This window comes from Flavobacterium limicola (genome assembly GCF_003634755.1).
GTDB classification, from domain to species: Bacteria; Bacteroidota; Bacteroidia; order Flavobacteriales; family Flavobacteriaceae; genus Flavobacterium; species Flavobacterium limicola.
Genome location: NZ_RBXA01000001.1, coordinates 120,068 through 145,695, shown reverse-complemented (window position 1 = coordinate 145,695; position 25,628 = coordinate 120,068). Strand labels below are relative to the sequence as shown.

The window sequence follows — 25,628 nt, the reverse complement described above, 5'->3', positions numbered from 1 at the left end:
CAGTGTTAAATGATTGTTTTTCTTGAAACATATAAGTCATATAAGTTGAAATAATAGCGATACATTTTCTGTCAAGCGCTTTTGTTTTATGCTTTTTCTGATAGAATTTTAATTACTTCAACTCTAAAATCAAAACCGATTTTGGCTCTATTATAATTTCGTTTGTAACGTCAAATGTAAGTTCAGAAATCACATCTTTTCCGGTTTTAAAGTTCTTTATGTTTTCTTTAAAACGGTGAGTATTTATGGTGTGGGTTTCATTACTGTTGTTTATCAAAACCATTACCGTTTCACTGGTGTTGTATCTAAAATAAACGTAGGTATTGTTCTCTGGAATATAATGTGTCATTTTTCCAAAGTGTACTGCCGCTTTTGTTTTTCTCCAATTGAATAATTTGGACGTAAAATCAAAATACTCACTTTGCCCTGGAGTTCTTTCTTCTTTGATGAAGGCATTGTTTTGATCACCTTCCCATCCGCCTGGAAAATCTTGACGAATATCAGCATCACCTTTGTCTTTATCGCCGGCCATTCCTATTTCGCTACCGTAATACAATTGTGGAATACCACGAACGGTAGCCATCAAAGTCATTGCCATTTTGTATTTTCTGATGTCGTTTGCGTAGGTTTGATTGAACCGATTAGTGTCATGATTTTCGACAAAAATCAACATATTATTGATATTTGGATACAGAAAATCATTGGTAAAATTGTCATACATTTTCACTACTCCTTTGTCCCACGCACCTTCGTCTTCGCTGAAAGCTTTGCTGGTTGCTTCATACAATGTGAAATCCATTACGCTTGGCAGATACGAGTTGTAATTTTGAATTTCAGCAATTTTACTGTCTTTTTGCCAATACGCCATTTGCGCCTGACTTTGCATCCAGACTTCCCCTACAATATTAAAATTTGGGTATTCATCGGTGATGGATTTTGTCCACTTTGCGATTCCTTTTGGGTCTGAATAATTATAGGTGTCTACTCTGAAACCATCCAAATCAGCGTATTCAATCCACCAAATGGCATTCTGAATCAGGTATTTTAAAGTCAAAGGATTTTTTAAATTCAAATCAGGCATTGACGGAACAAACCAACCGTCTATTGCGATTTTTTTATCAATTTCAGAGGCGTTAGTGTCATGAATAACCGTTCTTTTATGGTTGGTTTGAGTGTAAGTGTTAAATTGATTAATCCACTCTTTGGTTGGTAAATCTTTCATCATCCAATGCTCAATTCCCCAGTGATTCGTCACATAATCCATCACCAGTTTCATATCTCGTTTATGCATTTCGGAAGCCAATCGAACATAATCAGCATTGGTTCCAAAGCGTGGATCTATTTTATAAACATCAGATTGACCATAAGTATGATAGGAATGTTTAGCATCGTTATCCTCACAAAGCGGCGTACTCCAAATGGTTGTTGCACCCAGTTCTGATATATAATCCAGGTTTTTTATAATTCCTTCGATGTCGCCACCGTGTCTTCCGCCCGGTAATTCTCTGTTATATTTTTCTTGTGTTGAATTTTCGCTGTCGTTATTCCTATTTCCATTGGCAAAGCGATCCGGCATCAATAAATACATCATATCCGAAGAATCGAAGCTTTTGCGTTGCGCAGAATTTTCTCTTCTTTTATTTAAAGAATATTTTTGAGTGAACGTTTCTTTGTTTTTGCTTTTAAAGTTAAAAACGAAATCAGAGGCCGAAATTTTTTTGGTATCAATGGTTACAAAAATGTAGTTGGGATTTTCTGTTCTTTTAACGTTGGTTATTTTTATCCCATCAGAAACCATGACTTGGTATTGAGAGATGTCTTTACCGTAAAATAGAATTTGTAATTCCGGATTTTCCATACCCGCATACCAAAAAGGAGGTTCGACTCTTTGAATTTGAGCGTTTAATGATAAAGACATAAAGAAAAAGAATAAGGTTATTTTTTTTATAAGGTTCCTATTTATAAAAGGGAATGTACCAATTTTATTCATTAGTATGTACTTTTTAGTGGTGTTAAATTGCAATTGCAGCGAACTAAATTTTAGAAACTGTTGGTAATTAAACAATCCCAATGAAAATTGGGATTGTTTGTGAGGCATAGAGTCCTCTTATTAAATAATAGAATTTACTACAAGTTCCAACAATTTATTTATGCGGTAACCGATTTATCAGCAAAAACAACAAGTGCCTTTCCGTTTACTACGATTTCCAATTCTGTATTGCCAACAATTGAAAAAGTTGTTTCCTGATGATTGATAGCTACTTTCAAAATTTGGTTTCTGAAATTTATTTTGAAGGAGTACCCGTTCCATTCTTTTGGTATTTTTGGAGAAAAATGAAGTTTATCCTCTTTAATTCTCATTCCGCCAAATCCTTCTACGATACTCATCCAAGTTCCTGCCATTGAAGTAATATGACAACCTTCTTCTACTTCTTTATTGTAATCATCTAAGTCCAGTCGGGAAGTTCTTAAATAGAACGTGTACGCCATATCCATTTTGTCTAATAATGCCGCTTGAATTGAGTGTACGCAAGGCGAAAGTGAACTTTCATGAACCGTAAAGGATTCGTAAAATTCAAAATTATTTTTCAGTTCGTCTTTCGAAAAATGATCTTCGAAGAAATAGAAACATTGCAAAACATCCGCTTGTTTGATATAAGGCGAACGTAAAATTCGATCCCAAGACCATTTTTGATTGATCGGTCTTTGGCTTTTATCCAAATCAGCTACTCGAACTAAATCTTTGTCCAAGAAACCGTCTTGTTGCAAATACACATTATGTTCTTCCGAAAAAGGGAAGTACATATTATCGGAAACTTTTTTCCAAGATTGCAATTCAGAATCCGAGATTTTTACTTTTTCGGTAATTCTTTTGTGGTCAATAGGATATTCCAGAGACACTTTTTGAATTTGTTCGTAGGTATATTCCAGACACCATTTTGCAATATAATTGGTGTAGAAATTATTGTTTACGTTGTTCTCGTATTCGTTTGGACCCGTAACGCCAAGAATTACGTATTGGTTTAAATTGGTCGAAAAATTCGCTCTTTGATGCCAAAAACGTGCAATTCCTATTAATACTTCCAATCCTTTTTCAGGAATGTAGCTGTAATCGCCAGTGTATCTGTAAAAGTTATAAATGGCAAATGCTATAGCTCCATTTCTATGAATTTCTTCAAAAGTAATCTCCCATTCGTTATGACATTCTTCACCATTCATGGTCACCATTGGATACAAAGCAGCACCATTAGTAAATCCTAATTTAGCAGCGTTTTCAATGGCTTTGTCCAATTGATTGTAGCGGTACGTCAATAAGTTTCTTGCTACTTCTTGGTCTTTGGTTGCCATGTAAAACGGAATGCAATAGGCTTCGGTATCCCAATACGTTGAACCTCCGTACTTTTCGCCAGTGAAACCTTTTGGCCCAATATTCAATCGGGAATCTTTACCTAAATACGTTTGGTTCAATTGAAAAATATTAAAACGGATTCCTTGTTGCGCTTTTACATCGCCATCAATGGTAATGTCTGACATTTCCCAAATTTTTGCCCAAGCAGCAATTTGGTCCTGTAACATTTGATCATATCCTAATGTTAAAGCGGATTGAATCACTTTTTCAGCAGCAGTAATGGTATTTTCATGATTTAAGGAAACCGTGTATCCACCAATTTTTTGGATGGATGATTTTTGGCCTTGCCCCACAATTACATCATAACTGAATTGAATTTTATCAGCAGTTGCATCAATATTAGAAGGAGAAATAGCTGTTTTTTCACCATTATTCAAAATGCTGTTGTGCATGAATGTGGTTACTTTAAAATGTGTTTTGAACGTTTGTGCTGTTACAAAAGCTTCATTTCCTGATTTTTTCACATCAAGTGGTTCCCAGAATTTTTCTTCCCAGTTGGCATCTTCATTCGTTACACCTGCATCGATATACGGTTTGTAAATTATTTTTGAATCTTTGTTTAAAGGTGTGATTTCATAATTGATAACCCCAACTTCATCCAAAACGATAGAAAGAAAGCGACGAATAGTAACTGAAATTTCAGTCCCGTTTTTCAAAGTGGCTTCAAAAGAACGATTGTACCAACCTTCTTTCATATTTAATTCACGACGAAAATTTTTGACTTCGGAACAAGTATTCAAATCGAATTTTTCACCATTGATTTCAATGTCGATTCCAATCCAGTTTGGCGCATTTAAAACTTTGGCAAAATATTCCGGATATCCGTTTTTCCACCAGCCCACTTTAGTCTTATCAGGATAATAGATTCCGGCAATGTAACTTCCCTGAAATGTTTCGCCGCTATAATTTTCTTCAAAATTAGCACGTTGTCCCATAGCACCGTTGCCAATGCTAAACAAACTTTCAGATGATTTTACACACTCGGCATCAAATCCTTCTTCTATGATAGACCAATTGTCTGGTTTTATATAATCTTGATTCATTCTTTTTTTATTTAAAAATTCAATAATTAAAAATTCAAAGATTGTTGTGGGTCACATACAATCTGATCCTTTTTTCTTGTTTTTGAATCTTGTTTTTTATTCTTTAATTAATTCTTCTATGAAGTGCGTGTCGATGGTTGTAAAATCGTTGAAGATGTATTTTGCTTCGTGTAATGTGTTTGCTTCACCTATTCCTATACTGGTCATATTACCAATATTCGCGGCTTGAACTCCCGCCACTGAATCTTCAAAAACAATTGAATTTTCTGGAGTGATGTTCAATAGTTTTGCAGCTATTAGGAAAACTTCAGGATCTGGTTTGGCATTGGTCACATCATTTCCATCCACAATAGCATCAAAATAAGGGAGTAGTCCTGTTTTTTCCAAAATAGGTCTGGCATTTTTACTGGCTGAACCCAATGCGATGGGTTGGTTGTTTTCTTTTAAAAATTTTAAAATAGGAAAGACTCCAGGAAGAATCTCACTTTCATTCATGTCAACTAAATAGGATAAGTATTCCTCATTTTTTTGAACTAACCATCTGTCTTTATCTTCTTGTGAGGCCGTTACTTTTCCTAATTCTAATATAATATCTAAAGAGCGCACGCGGCTTACTCCTTTTAATAATTCATTATGTTCGTGTGTAAATTCGATATTTAATTCATTTGCGATTTTTTGCCATGCTAAATAATGGTATTTAGCCGTGTCAACAATCACTCCGTCCAGGTCGAATATAAATGCTTTTGTATTCATTATTGTTGTTTTATTACGTCATCAACATCTTTTACTTTCACTACTAAAATAGCAGCAATCAAGAAGCTGACGCCACTGGTAACTAATGCAAATATGGCATTGTCATTGTATAAATATTTAACTAACGGTCCGCCAATCAAGGCATTGATAATTTGGGGAATAACGATAAAGAAGTTGAAAATACCCATGTAAACTCCCATTTTCATTGGAGAGATTGATCCCGCTAATATGGCATACGGCATAGATAAAATACTTGCCCATGCGATTCCAACACCTATCATGGATAAGATAAGCCAGTCTTCATTGGGTACAAAATAGATGGAAATTAATCCGAGTCCACCAATAATTAAGGAGATAGAATGCGTTAATTTCCTTCCTACTTTTTTTGCGATATACGGTAGTGCAAAGGCATAGAAAGCAGAAACTAAATTGTAAATTCCAAAAAGGACTCCTACCCAGTCTCCTGCGTTTTGATAGGCTTCGCTTTTGCTGTCTGAAATGGGTAAGCCATAAATATGATGGGCTATGGCTGGAGTGGTAAAAACCCACATTCCAAAAAGACCAAACCAAGAGAAAAATTGTACCCAGCTTAATTGTCGCATAGTCGTGGGCATTTTTCTGAAATCATCAAAAATGTCTAATAAACTGGATTCTTTAGCATTGGCATCTGCAATTTTAGTTTCCTGATGTGCCATTTCATCCTCAAATTGTAATAATTCTTCCGGAGAATATTCTTTGGTCGTAAATATGGAAACCATAATCGAGCCTACAAGAATAATGGCTCCAATTACAAATGATAAAATCAAGTGCATAGGAACACCGCCATCCTCATCTCTATTTGAAACGCCAAAATAATTCGTTAATACATAAGGTAATAATGAACCAATAACAGCACCAAAGCCAATTAATGCGGTTTGTACGCTAAACCCAAGTGTTCTTTGGTCTGTTCTTAAATTATCTCCCACTAAAGCTCTGAAAGGCTCCATGGCAATATTGAAAGAAGCATCCATAATCATCAGCATTCCTGCACCAACCCATAAGGCAGGTAGAAAAGCAATAAAAATTTCGGCTTGAGGCATTAATATTAAACCAACGGATGCTAGTAAAGCACCTACTAAAAAGAAAGGTTTTCTTCTGCCGAACTTACCCCAAGTTTTGTCGCTATAATGTCCTATTATTGGTTGTACAATAAGTCCCATTAGAGGAGCAATGATCCAAAACCAAGAAAGTTCGTGAACATCAGCACCAAAAATTTGAAGAATTCTGCTGGCATTAGCATTTTGAAGGGCAAAACCCATCTGTATTCCCAAGAAACCAAAACTCATGTTCCAAATTTCCCAGAAACTTAATCTACGCTTTTCCATTATCGTAATTTAAAAATGAATACGATAAGCGCTATGCTTATCAAAACTTATCTTATTTTCGAAGTAAAAGTTAAAGCTTTGATGGGGTAAATATAAAAATATATTTCAAATTTTTGTTTTTCAGAAACAAAAAAAGAGAAACATTTTTAACTACAAGGTTGTAGTACTGAATAAAATACAGAATGGCCTACTTAGATTAGTTACATTTTTAGACTTCTTAGATTATTAGTTTCCAAAATTGGTAATTAGAATTATACCTAAATAAATATTTTAAATTCAGAATTTTATCCAGCTCATCTAATTTGTAGATTCTCTTTCTATCAAATGAGTTTCTATTACTTCGGTTTTATAGTTTTCGTCCTCATCCTGATCTTCAGATTCAAGTCTGTCTATTAACATTTTAGCTGCTTTATTTCCCATTTTTATTCCGCTTTGGCTTACGGTGGTAATAGTTGGAGTAGAATATTTTGAAATAATTCCATCCGTAAAAGCGATGACTGCTAAGTCTTTAGGAACATTTAATCCTATTTTGTTAGCTGTTTTAATTATCGTCACTGCAAAAAGTTCGTTCACTGCAAAAACGGCATCAATAGCTTTGTCTTCGAGAAGTTTTCCAATGGTGATTTCACAAGTGTCCACATCTTCAATTTTTATAATCAGGTTTTCATCAAATGGTATTTCATTGTCAAGTAATGCTTTTACGTAGCCGTCAGTTCGAAGTTTTCCGACACTTACGTAATCTACTGTAGTTACCAGGGCAATTTTTTTTCGACCTTTATCAATCAAACTTTGAACTGCTTCGTAAGCTGCTAACTTATCGTCTATGATTACTTTGTCACAAAGGACTTCATTAGTGACTCTGTCAAACATTACTACGGGCATTCCCTGATCGATAACCTCTGTGATGTGATGAAAATCTGCTTTGAACTGCGTTTCTTTTGAAAGTGACATAATGAATCCATCAATACTGCCATTAGCTAACATTTCCATGTTAAGTACTTCTTTGTCAAAGGAATCGTCTGACAGGCAAATGATAACGCTATACCCGTTTTCATTGGCTACGTGCTCTATGCCATTGATGACCGTTGAAAAGAAATGGTGTACAATTTCAGGAATGATGATTCCAATCGTTTTGGTTTTTCTGTTTTTTAGACTAAGGGCAATATTGTTAGGTTTGTAATTGTAGAATTTAGCAAAAGCCTGTACCTTGAGTCTAGTTTCTTCACTGATTTCTAAGCTGTTTCTTAAAGATTTTGAAACGGTAGAAATTGAAACGTCAAGTTCTTTAGCAATTTGTTTAAGTGTTATTTTCCTTTTCATGGTGAAGATGTGGTAAAAATTTATTTCTTACTAAAGGTAAAATTTAATTTTACAAATGGTAATTAAAGTGGTAAAAATTTATATAAATCAGAAAGTTTTCAACACTATTACGTTTTCGTAACTCAAATAAAAAGCGCTGTTGTCGAGCGTAACAAAATTTACATAAATTTAACATTCGAAGTAATAGTTAAGCATGAAAAATAAACCAAAAATTAAATTAATTTAAACAAAAAGTATGAAAACAATTTATAAAAAGTTGTTGATTTTATTACTGCTGCTCCCTTTTAGTATTCTGGCTCAGAATACAGTTAGTGGGATTGTTCTTGATAAAGTGTCAGGACAGCCTATTCCGGGAGTAAATGTAAATGTGCAAGGTGCCGCAAATGGTGTTTCTACTGATTTTGATGGTAAATACCAGTTGACTAAAATTAAGAAAGGCGATAAAATCGTATTCTCTTACATTGGATACAAAAATACTGTTGTAGACTATGTTACTCAGAATTCATTAAATGTCTCTTTAGAAGAAGATGCTAATCAATTGCAGGAAGTTGTAGTTCAGGTTGGGTACGGGACTGTTAAGAAAAAAGATGCGACCGGTGCGGTTACAGTTTTAGCGGCTAAAGATTTTAATAAAGGACAAAATGTTACTGCTGAAAGCTTGATTACAGGGCGTGTTGCGGGAGTAAGTATTACCGGAGGTGGATCCCCTGGTGCAAAAGCTAACATTAGAATTAGAGGTGGGTCATCTTTGAATGCTTCCAATGAGCCTTTGATTGTTTTAGACGGATTGCCATTGAGTAATGCTGTTCCAAATGGTTCTACAAGTATATTATCTACAATAGATCCTAATGACATTGAAACTTTTACTGTTTTAAAAGATGCTTCCGCAGCTGCAATTTATGGATCAAGAGCAGCAAATGGGGTAATTGTAATTACAACTAAAAAAGGTTCTAAAGATGGATTGAAAGTTTCATTTAATTCGCAAACCGGTTTAAGTACAGTAGCAAATACAGTAGATGTCTTAAGTGCGGATGAGTTTCGTGCTTTGGTTAATGCAAATGGGTCTGCTGCACAAAAAGCAAAATTAGGTACTGCTAATACGGATTGGCAAGATGAAATATTTAGCAATGTTTTTACTTCGGACAATAATATTGCTGTAAGCGGCTCTCTGTTTAAGAAACTTCCAGCAAGAATTTCTGTAGGGAACACCAATACGCCAGGTATTTTGAAAAATACTAGTTTTGAAAGAACTACTACATCATTATCTTTAAATCCAACTTTTCTTGATAATCATTTGAAGATTGATATTAATGGAAATTTATCATTTGGTAAAAATCAATTTCAAGATGAAGGAAGAGTTATTGGAAGTGCAATAGGGTTTGATCCTACGCAATCTGTTTATCAAGATGGTTCTCGTTATGGAGGGTATTTTGAATGGTTAGAAGCTAATGGGGACGTGAATTTATTGGCAGCAAAAAATCCAGTAGCTTTATTGAATCAAAATAACAGAAGGTCAACATCTACAAGAAAATGGGGTAATATTAGAGTTGATTATAAATTTCATTTTTTAGAAGAATTAAGAGCAGTTGCTGAATTAGGGATTGATAAATTTGACAGCAATGGTTTTGAGGAAACTAGTCCTAATAGTATTACTGGATTTCAATTAAATACTTTTTCATCAGGGCAATGGACTAATGTTGGAGATTATAAAAAATATACTGATACACGCCAAAACAAAAATTTAAATGCTTATTTAAATTATGTTAAGGAATTTGGGAAATTTAAAGTAGATTTAACGGGAGGCTATAACTATCAGATGTTCGAAAGAGAAGGATATGTAAGTGGAGACTTAAGACGTCCAAATCCAGCTCAAGATGTTGCTACAGATCCAGATATAAATTTACAATCTTATTTTGGCCGAGCTAATTTAGGGTATGATAGTAGGTATTTGATTACTCTAAATTACAGAAGAGATGGAACTTCTCGTTTCTCAGAAGAGAACAGATGGGGTAATTTTGCTGGAGCTGCTTTTGCTTGGAATATAGCTGAAGAGTCTTTTTTGAAAGATAACGAAACAGTATCTGGTTTGAAATTAAGGGTAGGATACGGTACAACTGGACAACAAGATATTTCTGCATCTTATGACTACTTGAGAAGAGTTACTTTAGGTACGGTTAATTCAAATTACATATTTGGAAGTACAGCATACCAGGTAGCAAAAACGGAAGGATATAATAAGGATATTAAATGGGAAGAAACTAGTGAGATTAATATTGGTTTAGATTATGGTTTATTCAATGACAGAATCAATGGGTCAGTAAATTATTTTCAGAAAGAGGCAAATGATCTTTTAGCTGATATCGCTTATCCCGATGGTGCAAACTTAAGAAATTCAGGTTTTTCAAATATCGGAAGTGTTACAACTAAAGGTATTGAATTTAATATTAATGCAGATGTTGTTAAAAATGAAAACTTGAACTGGAATCTTGCTTTTAACACGGCTTACATACACCAAGAGATTACCGATTTAGGACTTACAGTTCCAGGATTTCAAGGCTATGAAACGGGTGATAATATAGCCGGAGGGAGTAATAATAAAGTAAAAATTAATTCAGTTGGATTTAATCCGGGTGCATTTTATGTTTTTGAGCAATTATATGATACAAACAAGAGACCTATTCAAGGTGCTTATGTAGATAGAAACGCAGATGGTAAAATTGATAATAGCGATAGATACCGTTTTCATAAACCAAATGCCGATTATACTTTTGGATTGTTTAGTACTTTGAATTATAAAAAATTCGATTTTACAATGAGTTGGAGAGCAAGTCTAGGAAATTTCATCTTCGATAACATTAATTCGGATAAAGGATATTTACAAGCTGCATTGAGAAGAGATTCTGATTTAGCAAATATTACACCTGATTATTATGCAACAGGCTTCACTTTTGAAGACAATGGTACACAACGTTATTTATCTGATTATTTTGTAAAAGATGCTTCTTTTATAAAATTAGATAACGTAACTGTTGGGTACAGTATGGATAAATCATTACTTAAAGATGTGTCATTACGATTTTCATTAGGGGTTCAAAATGCTTTAGTGTTCAGTAAATATGACGGACTAGATCCAGAAAATTTCTCAGGTGTTGACGGTTCTGTCTATCCACGCGCTAGAACTTTTGTATTTGGCGTAAATGCTAATTTCTAATTATATATTTTTTATATAAATAAAATTTAAAAACGAATAAAATGAAAATATCATTTAAAAAAATAAGTTATTTACTTCTAATGATTTTAGGAATGAATATCGCTTTTACTTCATGTAGCGATGACCTGAACGTAACTCCAAAAGATGATGATGAATTTCTATCAGAAGTTTTCTTTAAGGATCCTAGTTCATATAAAAAAGTATTAGCAAAATTGTATGCTGGTTTATATGTAGGAGGAAATGATGGAGATTCTAGCGGAGATATCTCTGGAATTGGAGGCGATTTTAGCAGTTACTTAAGATTGCTTTTTGTGATGCAAGAGTTCACAACTGATGAAGCAATTATTGCTTGGGCTGATGGTTCACTGCCTACTATGAACACTCAAACATGGACTCCGAATAATGAGTTTTTATATGGAGTATATTCCAGATCTTTTTATCAGATAAGTCTTGCAAATGAGTTTTTAAGACAGACAAGCGATGATAAATTAGAGGCTAGAGGAGTTGATGCTGCTCTGAAAGCAGAAATCGCCACTTTTAGAGCAGAAGCTCGTTTTTTAAGAGCTTTTGACTATGTTCAATTAATGGATTTATTTGGAAATGTGCCTATTACAACTGAGGCTGATCCAGTAGGATTTTATAATCCAGTTCAAAAATCAAGAGCAGAAGTATTCGCTTTCGTTGAAAACGAATTGAAAGATTTAGATAATAGTTTAAAAGCATCTAAAGCTAATGAATACGGAAGAATTGATAAAACAGCCGCTAAGTTTTTATTAGCTAAGATTTACTTAAACGCAAAAGTGTATACTGGTACAGCAAAAAACACAGAATGTATTACTGCTTGTAATGATGTAATAAATTCAGCATACTCTTTTGCAAATGTTCCTTATAGATATTTATTTTCTGCGGATAACAATACTAACGGTTCTCAAAATGAAATCATTTTTCCTGTAGTAAGTGATGGTAATTTAATAAGAGCAACAGGTGCAGGAATGAGTTTTATTATGCACGCTTCTATTGGAGGATCTATGGTTGCAGGTGACAGAGGTATGGATGGCGGATGGCAAGGAATTAGAACAAGAAAAGAATTTGTTCAATCCTTCCCTGACGAAACAGGGACTGCTGATAAAAGAGGTAGTTTTTATACTAACGGTCAGACATTAGATATTGATGCAGTAGGTACCTTTACAAATGGCTATGCCGTTACAAAATATATCAATAAAAAAGCAGATGGTAGCCCTGCTCAAAGAAACGATATTCCTGATATTGATTTTCCAATGTTTAGAATGTCAGATGTTTATTTAATGTATGCAGAAGCTACATTAAGAGGTGGTGCAGGTGGACTTATTCCAACAGCGGTTACTTATATTAACCAGTTAAGAACCAGAGCTGGTGCAACTGCAGTTACAGCTACAGACTTAACCCTTGATTTTATTCTAGCAGAAAGAGGTAGAGAATTGTTTTGGGAATGTCACAGAAGAACAGATTTAATTCGATTTGACAAATTTACAGGTTCAAGTAAAATATGGCAATGGAAAGGTGGCGTTAAAAACGGTACTTCTACAGCATCTTACCGTAATCTTATGCCAATCCCTGCAACGGCAATTCAAGCTAACCCAACTTTAATTCAAAACCCTGGATACTAACTAATTTTAAAACATAATAAAAATGAAAAACATAAATAAAATTTTAATCGCATTTATTGGCGTATTAGCCGTGTCATGCTCTGGTGATGATGTTGAAAATAGACCAGTAATTACTGAAGCAACAGCTCCTGTATTGCTTACTCCTCAAGGAGATTTTAATATAGTACTCCAAAATACTAATGCTGGAAATTTAGCAACAACTTTTGTTTGGGATGATGCACAATACGAAGGAAGCAGTACTGTGGTAAACTACACAATCGAAATGGCAAAAGCCGGTACTGATTTTGCAACACCTTCTGTTGCTGGAACAACAACCGATAAATTTAAAAGCTTTACCGTTGGGGAACTGAACTCAGCTGCTTTAAATGCTGGATTTGCACCTTTTGTTGAAGCTCAAATCGATGTGCGTATCAAATCTACAGTAGGTGGAGTGGGTTCGCTTCCTCAAGTGTCTAATTCTTTTACTATCAAAGTAACGCCTTATCCAGCTTGGCCAAACTGGGGTATGATTGGTAGTGCAACAGCAGCAACAACTGGTGGTGATGGTTGGGCTTCAGATGTAAATTTAGATTATTCATTGACTACTAAAAAATATTCAATTACAATTGATTTAGCAGTTGGAGAAATTAAATTTAGATTAGATGACGCATGGGCAACAAACTTTGGAGATGATGGAAATAATCTAACATTAGAGTCAGGTGGAGCTAATATCCCGATTCAAATAGCAGGTAATTATACTATTGTAGCCGATTTTACTGCTAAAACGTATACCATTGTTAAGAATTAGTAATTTTTAATTAATGTAAAAGGGCTATCTCATGGATAGCCCTTTTTTTATAAAAGCAAAAAACTATGAAAAAAATTATACTTTTAGTATCGCTTTTCTTTTCAATTATCGCGATTGGGCAACAACAAACAATCGCTTATAGCATAAGTCCAGCTACTTTTGAAGAAACGACATCTATTACCATTACTATCAATGGGAATAATGTAAATGAAGCAACTTGGGGAGTTAACGGAAATGCATTATATATGTGGACCTGGTCTTTTGATATTAATGATGCGAACAGTATTGACTGCCCTACTAATGGCACATGGACCTCATCTAGCGAGGCAAATCGTTTTACCTATAATTCGGCCACAGATACCTATACAAAAACATTTACTCCCACTACCTTTTACAACAGAAACGGAATAGGTAAAATAGGTTTCCTAGTGAAAGCTAAGGATGGGACTGGGGACAAAAAATCGCAAGATAATTTTGTTGAAGTAGGTGCGTACCAAGTGACTCTAAATACACCCGCAGAAAATGGTTCTACAATTATTGCATCTGGTGGAAGTTTGAATATTTCAGCTTCTAATACGGGTGGAAATGCCAGTTATGTATTGAAAGCAAACGGTATTACATTAAATACAAATGCAGCTACTTCTAGCTATGCTTTTAATCACACAAATATCACAGGGAATCAAAACTACGAATTGCAGGTTACTCAAGGGACAACTGTAATTACTAAAAAGTTTAGCGCTATAGTGAATCCAAGTGTGGTTAGTGAGGCGATGCCTGCTGGTTTATTGGACGGAATCAATTATAATTCTTCCGACGTTACAAGAGCAACTTTGGTTTTGGATGCTCCGTTCAAAGATTTTATTTACGTAGCGGGAAGTTTCAACAATTGGCAACCGACTAGTTCTTTTGCCATGAAAAAAGACTCGGCTTCGGGTAAGTTTTGGTTAGAATTGACTGGATTAGTTTCAGGTACAAATTATACATACCAGTATTGGGTAGTTGATGCAACACCTATTGCTGGAACACCTTCTTTAGTGAAAACTGCCGATCCGTATTCGACGTTAGTATTATCTCCTAATGACGATCCTTTTATTCCTGCTTCCAGTTATCCAAATCTACCAGTTTATCCAGTAGGTCAAGACAGAGAAGTAACAGTATTGCAAACGGGAAAAACACCTTACGCATGGAGTAGCGCCACAACAAATTTTGTTAAGCCTGCAAAAGAAAAACTGGTAGTTTACGAATTGTTAGTACGTGATTTTGATGCTAATAGAAGCTATCAGGACCTAATTAATAAAATCGATTATTTCAAAAACTTGAAAATAAATGCGATTGAGTTAATGCCTGTAATGGAATATGAAGGCAACGAAAGTTGGGGATACAATACCTCTTTTCACATGGCTTTGGATAAATTTTACGGAACTTCTGATAAATTAAAAGAGTTTATTGATTTATGCCATCAAAATGGAATTGCTGTGATTCTGGATGTTGCTTTAAATCATGCTTTTGATAGAAATCCGATGGTTAGGATGTGGATGAACGATCCTGATGGTGACGGATGGGGCGGGCCTACTTCTGAAAATCCTTATTTTAATACAACGGCAATGCATAGTTACAGTGTGGGTAATGATTTTAACCACCAACAGCCAAGAACACAAAATTATGTGCAACGGGTCATTAAACAATGGATTGAAGAATTTAAAATTGACGGATTTCGTTGGGATTTAACCAAAGGTTTTACTCAAAATTGCCCTTCGAATGTCGCTGGTGGTCAAGATCCATGTACCAATGTTAAACAACAAGATCGTGTAGATGTTTTGAAAGCCTATGCTGATTATTCTTGGAGTTTAGACCCAACTCATTATACTATTTTTGAACACTTAGGGAATGATGATGAAGAGCAACTTTGGGCTAATTACAGAATTACAGGTGAGTCTGATGGAATTAGTAAAGGGATTATGATGTGGGGAATAATGACCAGTCAATACAATGAATTGTCTATGGGATATTCTGGAAATATTTCTCGCATGAATAGCACGAGCAGAGGTTTTACCACAAATAGATTGATCGGTTATGCCGAAAGTCATGATGAGGAAAGACTAATGTATAAGAATTTACAATTCGGGAATAGTACCAATGCTGCTCATAATGTAAAAACACTAAATGTAGCTTTGTCTAGAATGTCAGCAATTGGAGCCGTTTCTTTATTGGTTCCAGGACCAAAGATGATTTGGCATTTTGGGGAACTAGGTTGGGAAAATTCTATTTTTGCTTGTAACAATGGAACGGTAAATACTTCGTCAGATGCTACATCTGGGGATTGTAAATTAGATACTAAACAACAGCCGCAATGGGTTAATAATTGGCTTGGAGATGCCAATAGAAGTAAAATTTATAACGATTGGTCTAAAATGATTACGATGAAAACTGTAGAGCCTGTTTTTTCGGGAACTGCAACCATGTCGAATACCAGTTCCTTGTATCCAAATATCAGAATTACCAATAGTGCTTTGGCGTCAAGCCAACTTAAAGATGTTTTGATTTTGGCTAATTTTAATGTAACTACACAAAATGTGGCAACTGGATTTCCTTATATTGGACAGTGGTACAATTTGATGGATAATACAACAATCACGGTGACTAATGTAAATGATCCAATAACAATTCTGCCCGGAGAATACCGAATCTACGGTAATAAAACGGCTTTTTTGGCTATAGCCGATTACGAAAAATCACCAACAATTGTGTTGTATCCCAACCCAGCGTCTGATTATTTTACATTGAATGAAACGACTTCTAAAGTACAGATTTTTTCTATCACGGGACAATTGGTAAAATCGTTTGATGCAAATCAATCTGAAGGAAGTAAATTTATGGTTAGTGATTTGAATCAAGGACTTTACATCGTAAAAGCATTTGATGAAAATAATGAAATGAAGGTATTGAAACTGTTGAGAAATTAAGAATACGTTGAATTAGTGAAAAACGGCTGTCCCTAAAAAGACAGCCGTTTTTGTATAAAAAAAACTGCTTCGGTAATGAAGCAGTTTTTAACAACAAATTAAAACTAAAAATTAAATTTTACCGTCTTTAATTTCATCCACAATTTCAGGATTCAACAACGTTGAGGTATCGCCAAAATTAGAGTAATCACCTTCAGCAATCTTACGCAGAATCCTACGCATGATTTTTCCGGAACGGGTTTTTGGTAAACCGGAAACAAACTGGATTTTGTCCAATTTTGCTATGGGTCCAATATGATCTGATATGTGTTGGTTAATCTCTTTGCTAAGATTATCTCTATCTCGATATTCTCCGGTTTCTTTTAGAATTACAAAACCATACAATGCATTTCCTTTGATATCATGTGGGAAACCTACAATGGCTGATTCTGCAACTGCAGGATGTTCATTGATGGCATCTTCTATCGGTGCAGTCCCCAAATTGTGTCCGGAAACGATAACCACATCATCTACACGACCAGTGATTCTGTAATACCCAACTTCGTCACGTAAAGCGCCGTCGCCAGTGAAATATTTACCTGGAAAGGTAGAAAAATAGGTTTCCTTGTATCTTTGATGATCGCCCCAAATCGTTCTGGCAATTCCTGGCCAAGGGAATTTAATACATAAACTTCCGGTTACTTGATTGCCTTCAATTTCGTTGCGTTTTTCATCCATCAAAACAGGTTGGATTCCCGGTAACGGTAACGAAGCATAAGTAGGTTTTGTTGGCGTTACAAACGCAATTGGCGAAATCATAATTCCTCCGGTTTCCGTTTGCCACCAAGTATCTACGACAGGACATTTCTTGTCTCCTACGTGGTTGTTGTACCAGTGCCAAGCTTCCTCATTAATAGGTTCTCCCACTGATCCAATCACTTTTAAAGAGGTCAATTGGTACCTTTGCACGTATTCGATGCTTTCTTTTGCCAAGGCTCTAATAGCTGTTGGTGCCGTGTAAAACTGGGTAACTTTGTGTTTTTCGATGGTTTGCCAAAAGCGACTAAAATCAGGATAAGACGGAACGCCTTCGAAAATTACCGTCGTAGCTCCGTTCAATAATGGTCCGTAAAGAATATAAGAATGTCCGGTAATCCAGCCAATATCAGCGGTACACCAGAAAATATCATTGTCTTCATAATTAAAAACGTTCTTAAATGTATAGGCTGAATACACCATATAACCCGCAGTAGTGTGTACCATTCCTTTTGGTTTTCCTGTTGAACCGGAAGTATAAAGGATGAACAAAGGATCTTCGGCATCCATGATTTCTGCCACATTATTATCCGAAGCTTGGTCTAAAAGAGGCTGTAACCATTGGTCACGACCTTCTTTCATCTTGATAGTTGAGTTTATTCTTTTAGCCACCAAAACGTTCTCTACGCAAGGACAATTCAATAAGGCTTCATCAACGATACTTTTCAAATCGATGGTTTTGTTCCCGCGATATCCACCATCTGAAGTGATGACCATTTTGCATTCGCTGTCATTGATTCTTGCTGCAACTGCCGAAGCTGAAAATCCTGCAAAAACAACCGAGTGAATGGCTCCAATTCTGGCGCAGGCCAAAGTGGTAATCGCTAATTCAGGAATCATTGGCAAGTAAATACAAACACGATCTCCTTTTTGTATGCCTTGTTCTTTTAAGACATTCGCCATTTTGCAAACACGTTCGTACAATTCATTATACGAAATATGCAAAGCTTCTTCATTGGGATCATTTGGTTCAAAAATGATAGCTGTTTTATCTCCTTTTTTAGCAAGATGCCTGTCGATACAGTTTTTTACAATGTTTACTTTTGCATTGGTAAACCATTTTATATCGGCCTCAGCCATATTAAAATCGACTACTTTATCCCATTCTTGGTACCAAGTAAAATTTTCAGACGCCACTTTGTCCCAGAATTTTTTGGGTTCACGAACTGATTTTTTGTAATGTTTGAAGTATTCTTCTAAATTATTAATTTTATAGTAACTCATGATTTTGGTAAATTTTAAATATTATAAACACCTATTTTATACTTTTTTAATGTGGTAACGATTTCTTCGATAATGTTTTCATCATCAATGGTGGATGGAATTTGGAATTCCTCTCCATCAGTAATGCTGCGCATCAGTTTTCGGAGGATTTTCCCCGAGCGTGTTTTTGGTAATCGTTGTACAATAATTACATTTCTCAGCGAGGCAACTGCGCCAATTTGCTGACGAACCAGTTTAATGATTTCTTGTTCCAATTGATAATGTTCGATTTCATCTCCTGATTTGGTTACCACCAAAGCCAAAGGAATTTGTCCTTTCAACTCATCGTGAATTCCAATAACGGCACATTCAGCCACCGAATGGTGGGAAGCAACAACTTCTTCCATTTCTGCTGTTGACAATCGATGTCCCGCAACATTTATCACGTCATCCGTTCTTCCGGTGATGAAAATATATCCGTCTTCATCTTTATAGCCTCCATCGCCAGACAAATAATAACCGTCAAATTTGCTGAAATATCCAGCTTTGAAACGTGCTTCGTTTTCCCAAATACCCAACATATTTCCCGGAGGTAAAGGTAATTTTACAACCACCAAACCTTCTTCATTGGCGCTTAATTCGTCGCCGTTTTCATTAAAAATCCGAATGTCATACCCACAAACAGCTTTTGTGGCAGAACCGGATTTGACCGGCATTTTTTCAATTCCAAGAGAATTAGCAATCATTGGCCAGCCCGATTCTGTTTGCCACCAATGGTCAATTACAGGAATAGGAATGTGCTGTTGGTACCATTCCAGCGTAGCATTGTCACAACGTTCTCCCGCCAAAAATTGGTTTTTAAGATGGCTTAAATCATATTGTTTGATGAATTCTCCGTCAGGATCTTCTTTTTTGATGGCTCTAATGGCGGTTGGAGCGGTAAACATGGTGCCTACTTTATGTTCTGAAATTATTCTCCAAAACGTACTCGAATCCGGAGTTTTTATCGGTTTTCCTTCGAAAATTATTGTTGTATTTCGGTTTAATAATGGTCCGTAAAGAATGTAGCTGTGCCCAACTGCCCAACCCATATCCGATGCCGCCCAAAAAGTCTCGTCTTCCTTTACATTGTAAATGTATTTCATCGAAAATTTCAATGCTACGGCATATCCACCAGTATCTCTAACAATTCCTTTTGGTTTTCCCGTAGTTCCGGATGTGTACAAAATATACAGCGGATGATTCGAATTAACAGGAACACAAGACGTTTCTTCGGAGCCGTAAACCAACGCATCGTAATCTACATCATATTTCTTAAACGGAATTCTGGCGCCTAATTTTCTATTGAAAACGATTACTTTTTTCGGTCGGTGTGAAGCAAGTGCAATGGCTTCATCCACCAAAGGTTTGTAAGCAATTAATCGGTCAATCTCTATTCCGGATGATGCCGTTATAATCGCTCTGGGTTTGCAATCGTCGATTCTGATAGCCAATTCATGTGGTGCAAAACCCCCAAAAACAACCGAGTGGATCACGCCAATTCTCGCGCAAGCCAACATCGCGAAAGCAGTTTGAGGAATCATGGGCATGTAAATTATGGCGGTGTCGCCTTTTTTTAATCCCAATGATTGCATGCCTCCCGCGAGTTTTGCGACTTCGGTTTTTACTTCCGAAAAAGTGTATTTTTTTACGGTTTGTGTCACCGGCGAATCATAAATAAAAGCGACCTGATCTCCACAGCCATCCTGAATGTGCTTGTCTAACGCCAGATAACAAATGTTCAATTCTCCATCTTTGTACCAAAGCGGATATCCATTTTCATCTTTCGATAAAATTGTCTCCGGTTTATTGTACCACTCAATTGCATCAGCTTGTTCTGCCCAGAATTTTTCTGGATGCGCAATGCTGTCCTCATAAATTTCCTTGTATTCCATTGTGTTGAATTTGTTTCTTATTGAATTAATTCATGAACTTGATCGACTAATTTTTTAACTGAAAAGGGCTTCACAACATATAAATTAGCACCTAATGAAAGTCCTTTTTCAATATCTTTTTCCTTGTTTTTTGCTGAAAGGAAAATGACCTTGCAATGCCGCAGTCGTTCGTCTTTTTTTATTTGTTCCAATGTGGCAAAACCATCCACCATAGGCATCATGACATCCAGAATTATGACATCCGGAAGTTGTTTTTGTAAAATATCCAGTGCTTCCTGGCCGTCGCGCGCTATGAAAACTTCAAAATTGTTCTTTTTGAAAGTATATTCCAGTGACATTACAATGTTTGGTTCGTCATCTACAATTAAAATCTTTTTCATTTTTTAACTATTTTCTGCTGTATTATAATTGGGTAATGTGAAGATGAGAGTGGCTCCTTCAACCACATTATCTTCGGCCCAAATTTTACCTTTATGATGTTCTATTATTTGTTTACAAATGGCTAAACCCAGTCCACTTCCTATGGGTTTTTTTACGTTTTGGTTTCGAGATTGATAGAATTTATCAAAAATGGCTTCAAAATCTTCTTTTTTAATTCCCTTGCCGTTGTTGTGTATTTTGACTTCGATATTGTCTTTATTTTCAGCAATGGAAATCACTATTTTTCCGTCTGTTTCCGAACAGAATTTTATGGCATTTGAAACTAAATTATGGATGACCTGAACGATTCTTTCTTCATCATAAAAAGCTTTTATTTCTTTGGATGCATCCTTAAATTCAATAGTTATTTTTTTATTTTTTACTAATTGTTGGAGGGAATCCAACGTGTTTTTTATCGTTCTTGTGATGTTGTTTTTAGACAAATAAATCTTTTGTTTGCCAGTTTCAAATTTTTCTAAATCCAGAATTTTATCAATCAGACGATTCAATCGGTCCGACTCGGAAATGATGTTTTGCAAAAACTGTTTTCTCAGCTCTTCGGGAATGTCGTCATCATCATGAAGGATTTCGCTTGCGGCACGAATTGCGGTTATCGGAGTTCTCAATTCATGGGTAACGGTGTCTAGAAATTCATCTTTTTGAATGTCTTTGTTGACTAATTCCTGATTCGCATTTTTGAGTTGTTCTGATATTTTTTTTAATTCATTTGAAGTATCCGTCAACTTCTTGTTGATGATGATGTTTTCTTTGGATTCTTCCAAAATTCGCAATACTTCGGGTAAACTAATTTTGTCTTCTTTGACCACACTCGATATTAATATTTTGGCGGAAGCCGTACCAATATGTCCCGTCAATAAATTCTCGGCAAATTTTATAAATCGGGCATCGGCAGTGGTAATGTCTTTGTCAATATTATATTTTAAATTAAAAATAGTCAAAGCGCGCTTGGTTCTTTCTTCGCCAAGAAATCGTTGCAACACTTTTTGAATATCAGAAATATACGCAGTTCCTTTCCATACAAAAGCGTTTTCGTGATTGGTGATGTATTTGTCAATATCCACAAACATTTCGGCATAATTGCGTTCTCTGTAATTGCCTTTGAAACTTACAGAAACCGCAGCATAACTCAGAATATTAATTAATAAGCTCCAAAAAACAGCATGTGGAATGGGTTCTAAATAATCCAATCCAAATAGTTGAAAAGGCTTTAGCAATTCAATTCCCCAAGGTCCTTCCTGAATAAATAGACTGGTTGATTTTGTGATTCCAATAGCGTACGGAATTAGCAGCGTATAAAAACAGGTTAAAAACCCAAGAATAATTCCGGTAACCGCACCATATTTAGAACCTCTTTTCCAGAATAATGCACCAAAAAAGGAAGGAGCCAGTTGTGCTATAACGACAAAGGAAACCAACCCGATGGAAACCAAAGAATAGTCCAAAATGAATATTCTATAGATGGCATACGCCAAAATGATAAGCGAAAAAATTCCTATTTTTCGGCTGTTTACAATCCGTTTACTGTTTTTTTTCTGTGAAGAATTTTCTAGTGAGCCAATGAAGCCATACGGAATCAGTAAGTTGTTGCTCAGCATCGTGGCGAGTGCAATTGAAGATACAATAATCATTGAAATCGCTGCCGAAAATCCGCCCAGAAAAACCATTACTGTCAATACATTATTGTCAAAAAACTGTGGGATCAATAAGGAATACGTATCTGAATTATGCCCTTTTCCTTCAAAAAGAATATTGCCGCCCCAAGCAATTGGAAAAACAAAAAGGTTGAAAAGTAGCAGGTACAACGGGAAAAGCCAAATCGCTGTTCTAATGTGAGTTTCTTTATTGTTCTCTACAATCGCAGTTTGAAATTGTCTTGGTAAAAGGAAAATAGCAAACATCGATAGAATACAAAGGAAGAACCAGTTGATTCCGTTTGTGATACCACCAATTGTATTTTTTTTGTCGAAATCTTTAAGGACAGCCGCTTTTTGATAAATATCATCAAAACCGTCAAAAACAAAATAGGTAACATAAATCCCCACAATCAAAAAGAAAACTAACTTCAGGATAGATTCCATGGCCACTGCGGTTACGATTCCGCGTCTTTTCTCGGAAGCATCTACATATTTGGTACCATAATAGGAAGCAAATAAAGCCAACGCTATGCAAACATAGGTTGTGGTGTCAGTGAAAATATTAGAACTTGCCTGCGTTTTGGTGACAATATGAAAAGTGTCTGAAATTGATTTTAATTGTAAAGATATATAGGGTAAAATACCAACAATGCAAATCGTAGTTACTAAAGCTCCCAGAAATCTACTGTTTCCGTATCGTAAAGAAATAAAATCTGCAATACTGGAAATTTTATTTACTCTCGAAATTCGGATAATTTTCTTGAGAATAATCATCCACGTTGGGATAATTAATATGGGTCCTAAATAAATGGGTAAATAACTCAAACCGGATTCTGCAGCAACACCAATACTTCCGTAATAGGTCCAGGCGGTACAATATACGGCTAGTGAAAAGGAATAGATATAGGGATTATTTGTCCATTTAGAATGGCTTCTTTTTTCGGACCAATAGGCAATGTAAAAAAGAATCGACAAATAAAGCACTAATATTAACAAGAGTCCAATGCTATTCATAATATCTTTTTATGATTAGGTACGATATGGCAATTGAAAACAGCCATGCCGAGAAGATATAAATGTAGATAATTGGGAATCCAAAAAGTGGTTGCGAACTGTCAAATAACAACAAGAGTGGCACGTTCAAAGCTAATAGCATTAGCATTGAAAGAATAACCAACTTTTGTTCATGTCTCTTTTTCATAAGAAGATGCAGTTTGCTTTGCAGCGGAATGTGCTTTTGTTTTTTAAAGATTCGGTATTCAAACCTGTGCTTTTAAAGTAAAAATAAACAATCTCTGCAAGTTCATGCAGAGACTGTCTATTGGAAATTTAATTATTTTTTTTCGTCATAATCTCCCATTAAGGCATAGTAACCAAAAGTTCCTAATCCTAAAACGATTAATGGTGTAAGTATGAAAAGGATGATAATCCCGAATACTAGATCCTCTTGTTTTCCTGACATAAATTTTGGTAATCCAAAAGTGAAGATGCAGAAATACGCTGCAGCAGCAGCACAAGCAATCCAAACTAATCCTAAAACTCTTTTTATCTGATTCATAGCTGTGTTTTTTATACGTGAGCGTTTTTATCTTTATTTTTAATGTAAACCATTCCAACTACAAAACTGACTGCAGCAATAACAATTGGATACCAAAGTCCTTCAAGGTAAAATTCCGGATGGCCTAAGTCTTTTGCATTGGTTACAAAATAGGTTGAAATAGCTGGAAGTAGCCCTCCAAAAATTCCATTTCCTACGTGGTATGGCAATGACATCGAGGTATATCTAATTTTTACCGGGAACATTTCAACTAAGAACGCTGCGATAGGTCCGTAAACCATCGTTACAAATATCACTTGTACAAATACTAGAAATATCAAAGCCCAATTGTCACTAGAGTTAATTTTAATAGTGGTTTTGGTGTCCACTTTTGGTTTACCATCCACCACTATTACTGCTCCGTTTTCTAAATGTACGGTTTTTATTTCTTGAAAAGTAGTTCCATCCACATACTCTTTGTTGGTCGTATAGATAGAATCCATGGTTTGCTTTTTATTTTCTTTCAATTCAGCAAGTACCGTAGTTTTTTCGACCATTTCGGTTTTGTTTTTCACCGATGTGGTTTCGTACATTTGTTTGTAAATTGGTCTGTATAATAAAATAGCCAATAACATTCCACCCATCATAATGTATTTTCTACCTACTTTATCACTCAACCAACCAAAAAAGATGAAGAATGGTGTTCCAAGAATTAATGCAATTCCTAGTAGTGTGTCTACTTGAGAGGAGTCGATAGACATTACCGTTTTTAAGAAACTCATCGCGTAAAATTGACCGGTATACCATACAACTCCTTGTCCCATGGTTGCTCCAAATAAAGCCAATAATACAAATTTCAAGTTGTAACGGTTTCCAAAACTTTCCTTTAAAGGATTGGTACTTGTTTTTCCTTCGCTTTTTGCTTTAGCAAAAACAGGAGATTCATCCATGTTTTTACGAATCAAATACGAAACCCCTACCATTACGATAGAAACCCAGAACGGAACTCTCCATCCCCATTCGTCAAATTGCTCTGGTGTAAGGATGTTTCTCGTGGCTAAAATTACCATCAAAGAGATGAATAAACCCACCGTTGCAGTAGTTTGAATCCAAGAAGTCCAATATCCTCTTTGTCCGACGGGAGCGTGCTCTGCCACATACGTTGCAGCTCCGCCATATTCGCCACCCAAAGCAAGACCTTGAAGTAAACGAAGAATTAATACTAATAAAGGCGCCATGAATCCAATAGTTTCATAACTCGGGATACATCCAATCAGGAAGGTTGCACCACCCATTAATAACAACGTCACCATGAACGTGTATTTTCTTCCAATTAAATCGCCTAATCTTCCAAAGAAAAGGGCTCCGAAAGGACGAACTACGAATCCGGCTGCGAATGTTGCCAAAGTCGACAAGAAGGCTGCTGTAGGATTATCTGAAGGAAAAAATTTTGTTGAAATTACAACGGCTAAACTTCCAAAGATATAGAAATCATACCATTCGATCATTGTACCCATTGAGGATGCGGAAATGACTTTCCAAATTCCTTTTGTTGATTTAGTACTCATAAATTATATTTTTTAAAATT

General features: G+C 35.6%; 15 protein-coding genes. 4 read left to right on the top strand and 11 right to left on the bottom strand.

Translation table 11 applies throughout. The features are described 5' to 3' along the window. Positions 1-112 precede the first annotated feature (112 nt). From BC952_RS00605 to BC952_RS00585, 5 genes are all read right to left on the bottom strand, one after another. Entirely contained in the window at positions 113-1,918 is a 1,806-nt protein-coding gene (locus BC952_RS00605; RefSeq protein WP_244200072.1) for a glycoside hydrolase family 13 protein, read from the bottom strand. Positions 1,919-2,148: 230 nt separating this feature from the next. After that, positions 2,149-4,452, bottom strand: coding sequence for a glycoside hydrolase family 65 protein (locus tag BC952_RS00600; RefSeq protein WP_121363803.1), 2,304 nt, complete (start codon positions 4,450-4,452; stop codon positions 2,149-2,151). A gap of 96 nt (positions 4,453-4,548) precedes the next feature. Continuing rightward, on the bottom strand, positions 4,549-5,205 hold the full coding sequence (gene pgmB / locus BC952_RS00595) for a beta-phosphoglucomutase (protein ID WP_121363802.1): 657 nt from the start codon (positions 5,203-5,205) through the stop codon (positions 4,549-4,551). Next, positions 5,205-6,569, bottom strand: coding sequence for an MFS transporter (locus BC952_RS00590; RefSeq protein WP_121363801.1), 1,365 nt, complete (start codon positions 6,567-6,569; stop codon positions 5,205-5,207). The genes pgmB and BC952_RS00590 overlap by 1 nt, the downstream gene beginning before the upstream one ends. A gap of 297 nt (positions 6,570-6,866) precedes the next feature. Beyond that, a complete protein-coding gene (locus BC952_RS00585; RefSeq protein WP_121363799.1) occupies positions 6,867-7,889 on the bottom strand; it encodes a LacI family DNA-binding transcriptional regulator in 1,023 nt (340 codons plus the stop codon). 235 nt (positions 7,890-8,124) lie between these two features. On the opposite strand from BC952_RS00585, the gene BC952_RS00580 reads away from it, so the two are divergent. The 4 genes from BC952_RS00580 (at position 8,125) to BC952_RS00565 (ending at position 16,496) form a co-directional block, all read left to right on the top strand. After that, a complete protein-coding gene (locus BC952_RS00580; protein WP_121363797.1) occupies positions 8,125-11,100 on the top strand; it encodes a SusC/RagA family TonB-linked outer membrane protein in 2,976 nt (991 codons plus the stop codon). 41 nt (positions 11,101-11,141) lie between these two features. Next, positions 11,142-12,746: a RagB/SusD family nutrient uptake outer membrane protein gene (locus BC952_RS00575; protein ID WP_121363796.1), complete on the top strand. Its 1,605-nt coding sequence runs from the start codon at positions 11,142-11,144 to the stop codon at positions 12,744-12,746. Positions 12,747-12,768: 22 nt separating this feature from the next. Continuing rightward, entirely contained in the window at positions 12,769-13,533 is a 765-nt protein-coding gene (locus tag BC952_RS00570) for a SusE domain-containing protein (RefSeq protein ID WP_121363795.1), read from the top strand. A 65-nt stretch (positions 13,534-13,598) separates the two neighbouring features. Continuing rightward, positions 13,599-16,496, top strand: coding sequence for an alpha-amylase family glycosyl hydrolase (locus BC952_RS00565; RefSeq protein WP_121363794.1), 2,898 nt, complete (start codon positions 13,599-13,601; stop codon positions 16,494-16,496). A gap of 111 nt (positions 16,497-16,607) precedes the next feature. Here BC952_RS00565 and acs read toward each other — a convergent pair whose 3' ends face one another. The 6 genes from acs to BC952_RS00530 form a co-directional block, all read right to left on the bottom strand. Then, the gene (gene acs / locus BC952_RS00560; RefSeq protein ID WP_121363792.1) at positions 16,608-18,515 is read right to left on the bottom strand and encodes an acetate--CoA ligase; all 1,908 of its coding nucleotides are present in this window, start codon (positions 18,513-18,515) and stop codon (positions 16,608-16,610) included. A gap of 14 nt (positions 18,516-18,529) precedes the next feature. Continuing rightward, positions 18,530-20,428, bottom strand: coding sequence for an acetate--CoA ligase (locus tag BC952_RS00555; RefSeq protein ID WP_121363791.1), 1,899 nt, complete (start codon positions 20,426-20,428; stop codon positions 18,530-18,532). A gap of 17 nt (positions 20,429-20,445) precedes the next feature. Continuing rightward, positions 20,446-20,808, bottom strand: coding sequence for a response regulator transcription factor (locus BC952_RS00550; protein ID WP_113637591.1), 363 nt, complete (start codon positions 20,806-20,808; stop codon positions 20,446-20,448). A gap of 3 nt (positions 20,809-20,811) precedes the next feature. Next, positions 20,812-23,517 (bottom strand): sensor histidine kinase, encoded by a 2,706-nt coding sequence (locus BC952_RS00545; protein WP_121363789.1) that lies wholly within the window; start codon positions 23,515-23,517, stop codon positions 20,812-20,814. Positions 23,518-23,836: 319 nt separating this feature from the next. Next, the gene (locus BC952_RS00535) at positions 23,837-24,061 is read right to left on the bottom strand and encodes a DUF6814 family protein (RefSeq protein WP_121363788.1); all 225 of its coding nucleotides are present in this window, start codon (positions 24,059-24,061) and stop codon (positions 23,837-23,839) included. An 11-nt stretch (positions 24,062-24,072) separates the two neighbouring features. Continuing rightward, positions 24,073-25,608 (bottom strand): MFS transporter, encoded by a 1,536-nt coding sequence (locus BC952_RS00530; protein WP_121363787.1) that lies wholly within the window; start codon positions 25,606-25,608, stop codon positions 24,073-24,075. Between the last annotated feature and the right edge of the window lie 20 nt (positions 25,609-25,628).

Bases quoted from the DNA above. Each gene is read 5' to 3' on its own strand.
- BC952_RS00605 (WP_244200072.1), bottom strand. From the start codon at position 1,918: ATGTCTTTATCATTAAACGCTCAAATTCAAAGAGTCGAACCTCCTTTT.
- BC952_RS00600 (WP_121363803.1), bottom strand. From the start codon at position 4,452: ATGAATCAAGATTATATAAAACCAGACAATTGGTCTATCATAGAAGAA.
- pgmB (WP_121363802.1), bottom strand. From the start codon at position 5,205: ATGAATACAAAAGCATTTATATTCGACCTGGACGGAGTGATTGTTGAC.
- BC952_RS00590 (WP_121363801.1), bottom strand. From the start codon at position 6,569: ATGGAAAAGCGTAGATTAAGTTTCTGGGAAATTTGGAACATGAGTTTT.
- BC952_RS00585 (WP_121363799.1), bottom strand. From the start codon at position 7,889: ATGAAAAGGAAAATAACACTTAAACAAATTGCTAAAGAACTTGACGTT.
- BC952_RS00580 (WP_121363797.1), top strand. From the start codon at position 8,125: ATGAAAACAATTTATAAAAAGTTGTTGATTTTATTACTGCTGCTCCCT.
- BC952_RS00575 (WP_121363796.1), top strand. From the start codon at position 11,142: ATGAAAATATCATTTAAAAAAATAAGTTATTTACTTCTAATGATTTTA.
- BC952_RS00570 (WP_121363795.1), top strand. From the start codon at position 12,769: ATGAAAAACATAAATAAAATTTTAATCGCATTTATTGGCGTATTAGCC.
- BC952_RS00565 (WP_121363794.1), top strand. From the start codon at position 13,599: ATGAAAAAAATTATACTTTTAGTATCGCTTTTCTTTTCAATTATCGCG.
- acs (WP_121363792.1), bottom strand. From the start codon at position 18,515: ATGAGTTACTATAAAATTAATAATTTAGAAGAATACTTCAAACATTAC.
- BC952_RS00555 (WP_121363791.1), bottom strand. From the start codon at position 20,428: ATGGAATACAAGGAAATTTATGAGGACAGCATTGCGCATCCAGAAAAA.
- BC952_RS00550 (WP_113637591.1), bottom strand. From the start codon at position 20,808: ATGAAAAAGATTTTAATTGTAGATGACGAACCAAACATTGTAATGTCA.
- BC952_RS00545 (WP_121363789.1), bottom strand. From the start codon at position 23,517: ATGAATAGCATTGGACTCTTGTTAATATTAGTGCTTTATTTGTCGATT.
- BC952_RS00535 (WP_121363788.1), bottom strand. From the start codon at position 24,061: ATGAATCAGATAAAAAGAGTTTTAGGATTAGTTTGGATTGCTTGTGCT.
- BC952_RS00530 (WP_121363787.1), bottom strand. From the start codon at position 25,608: ATGAGTACTAAATCAACAAAAGGAATTTGGAAAGTCATTTCCGCATCC.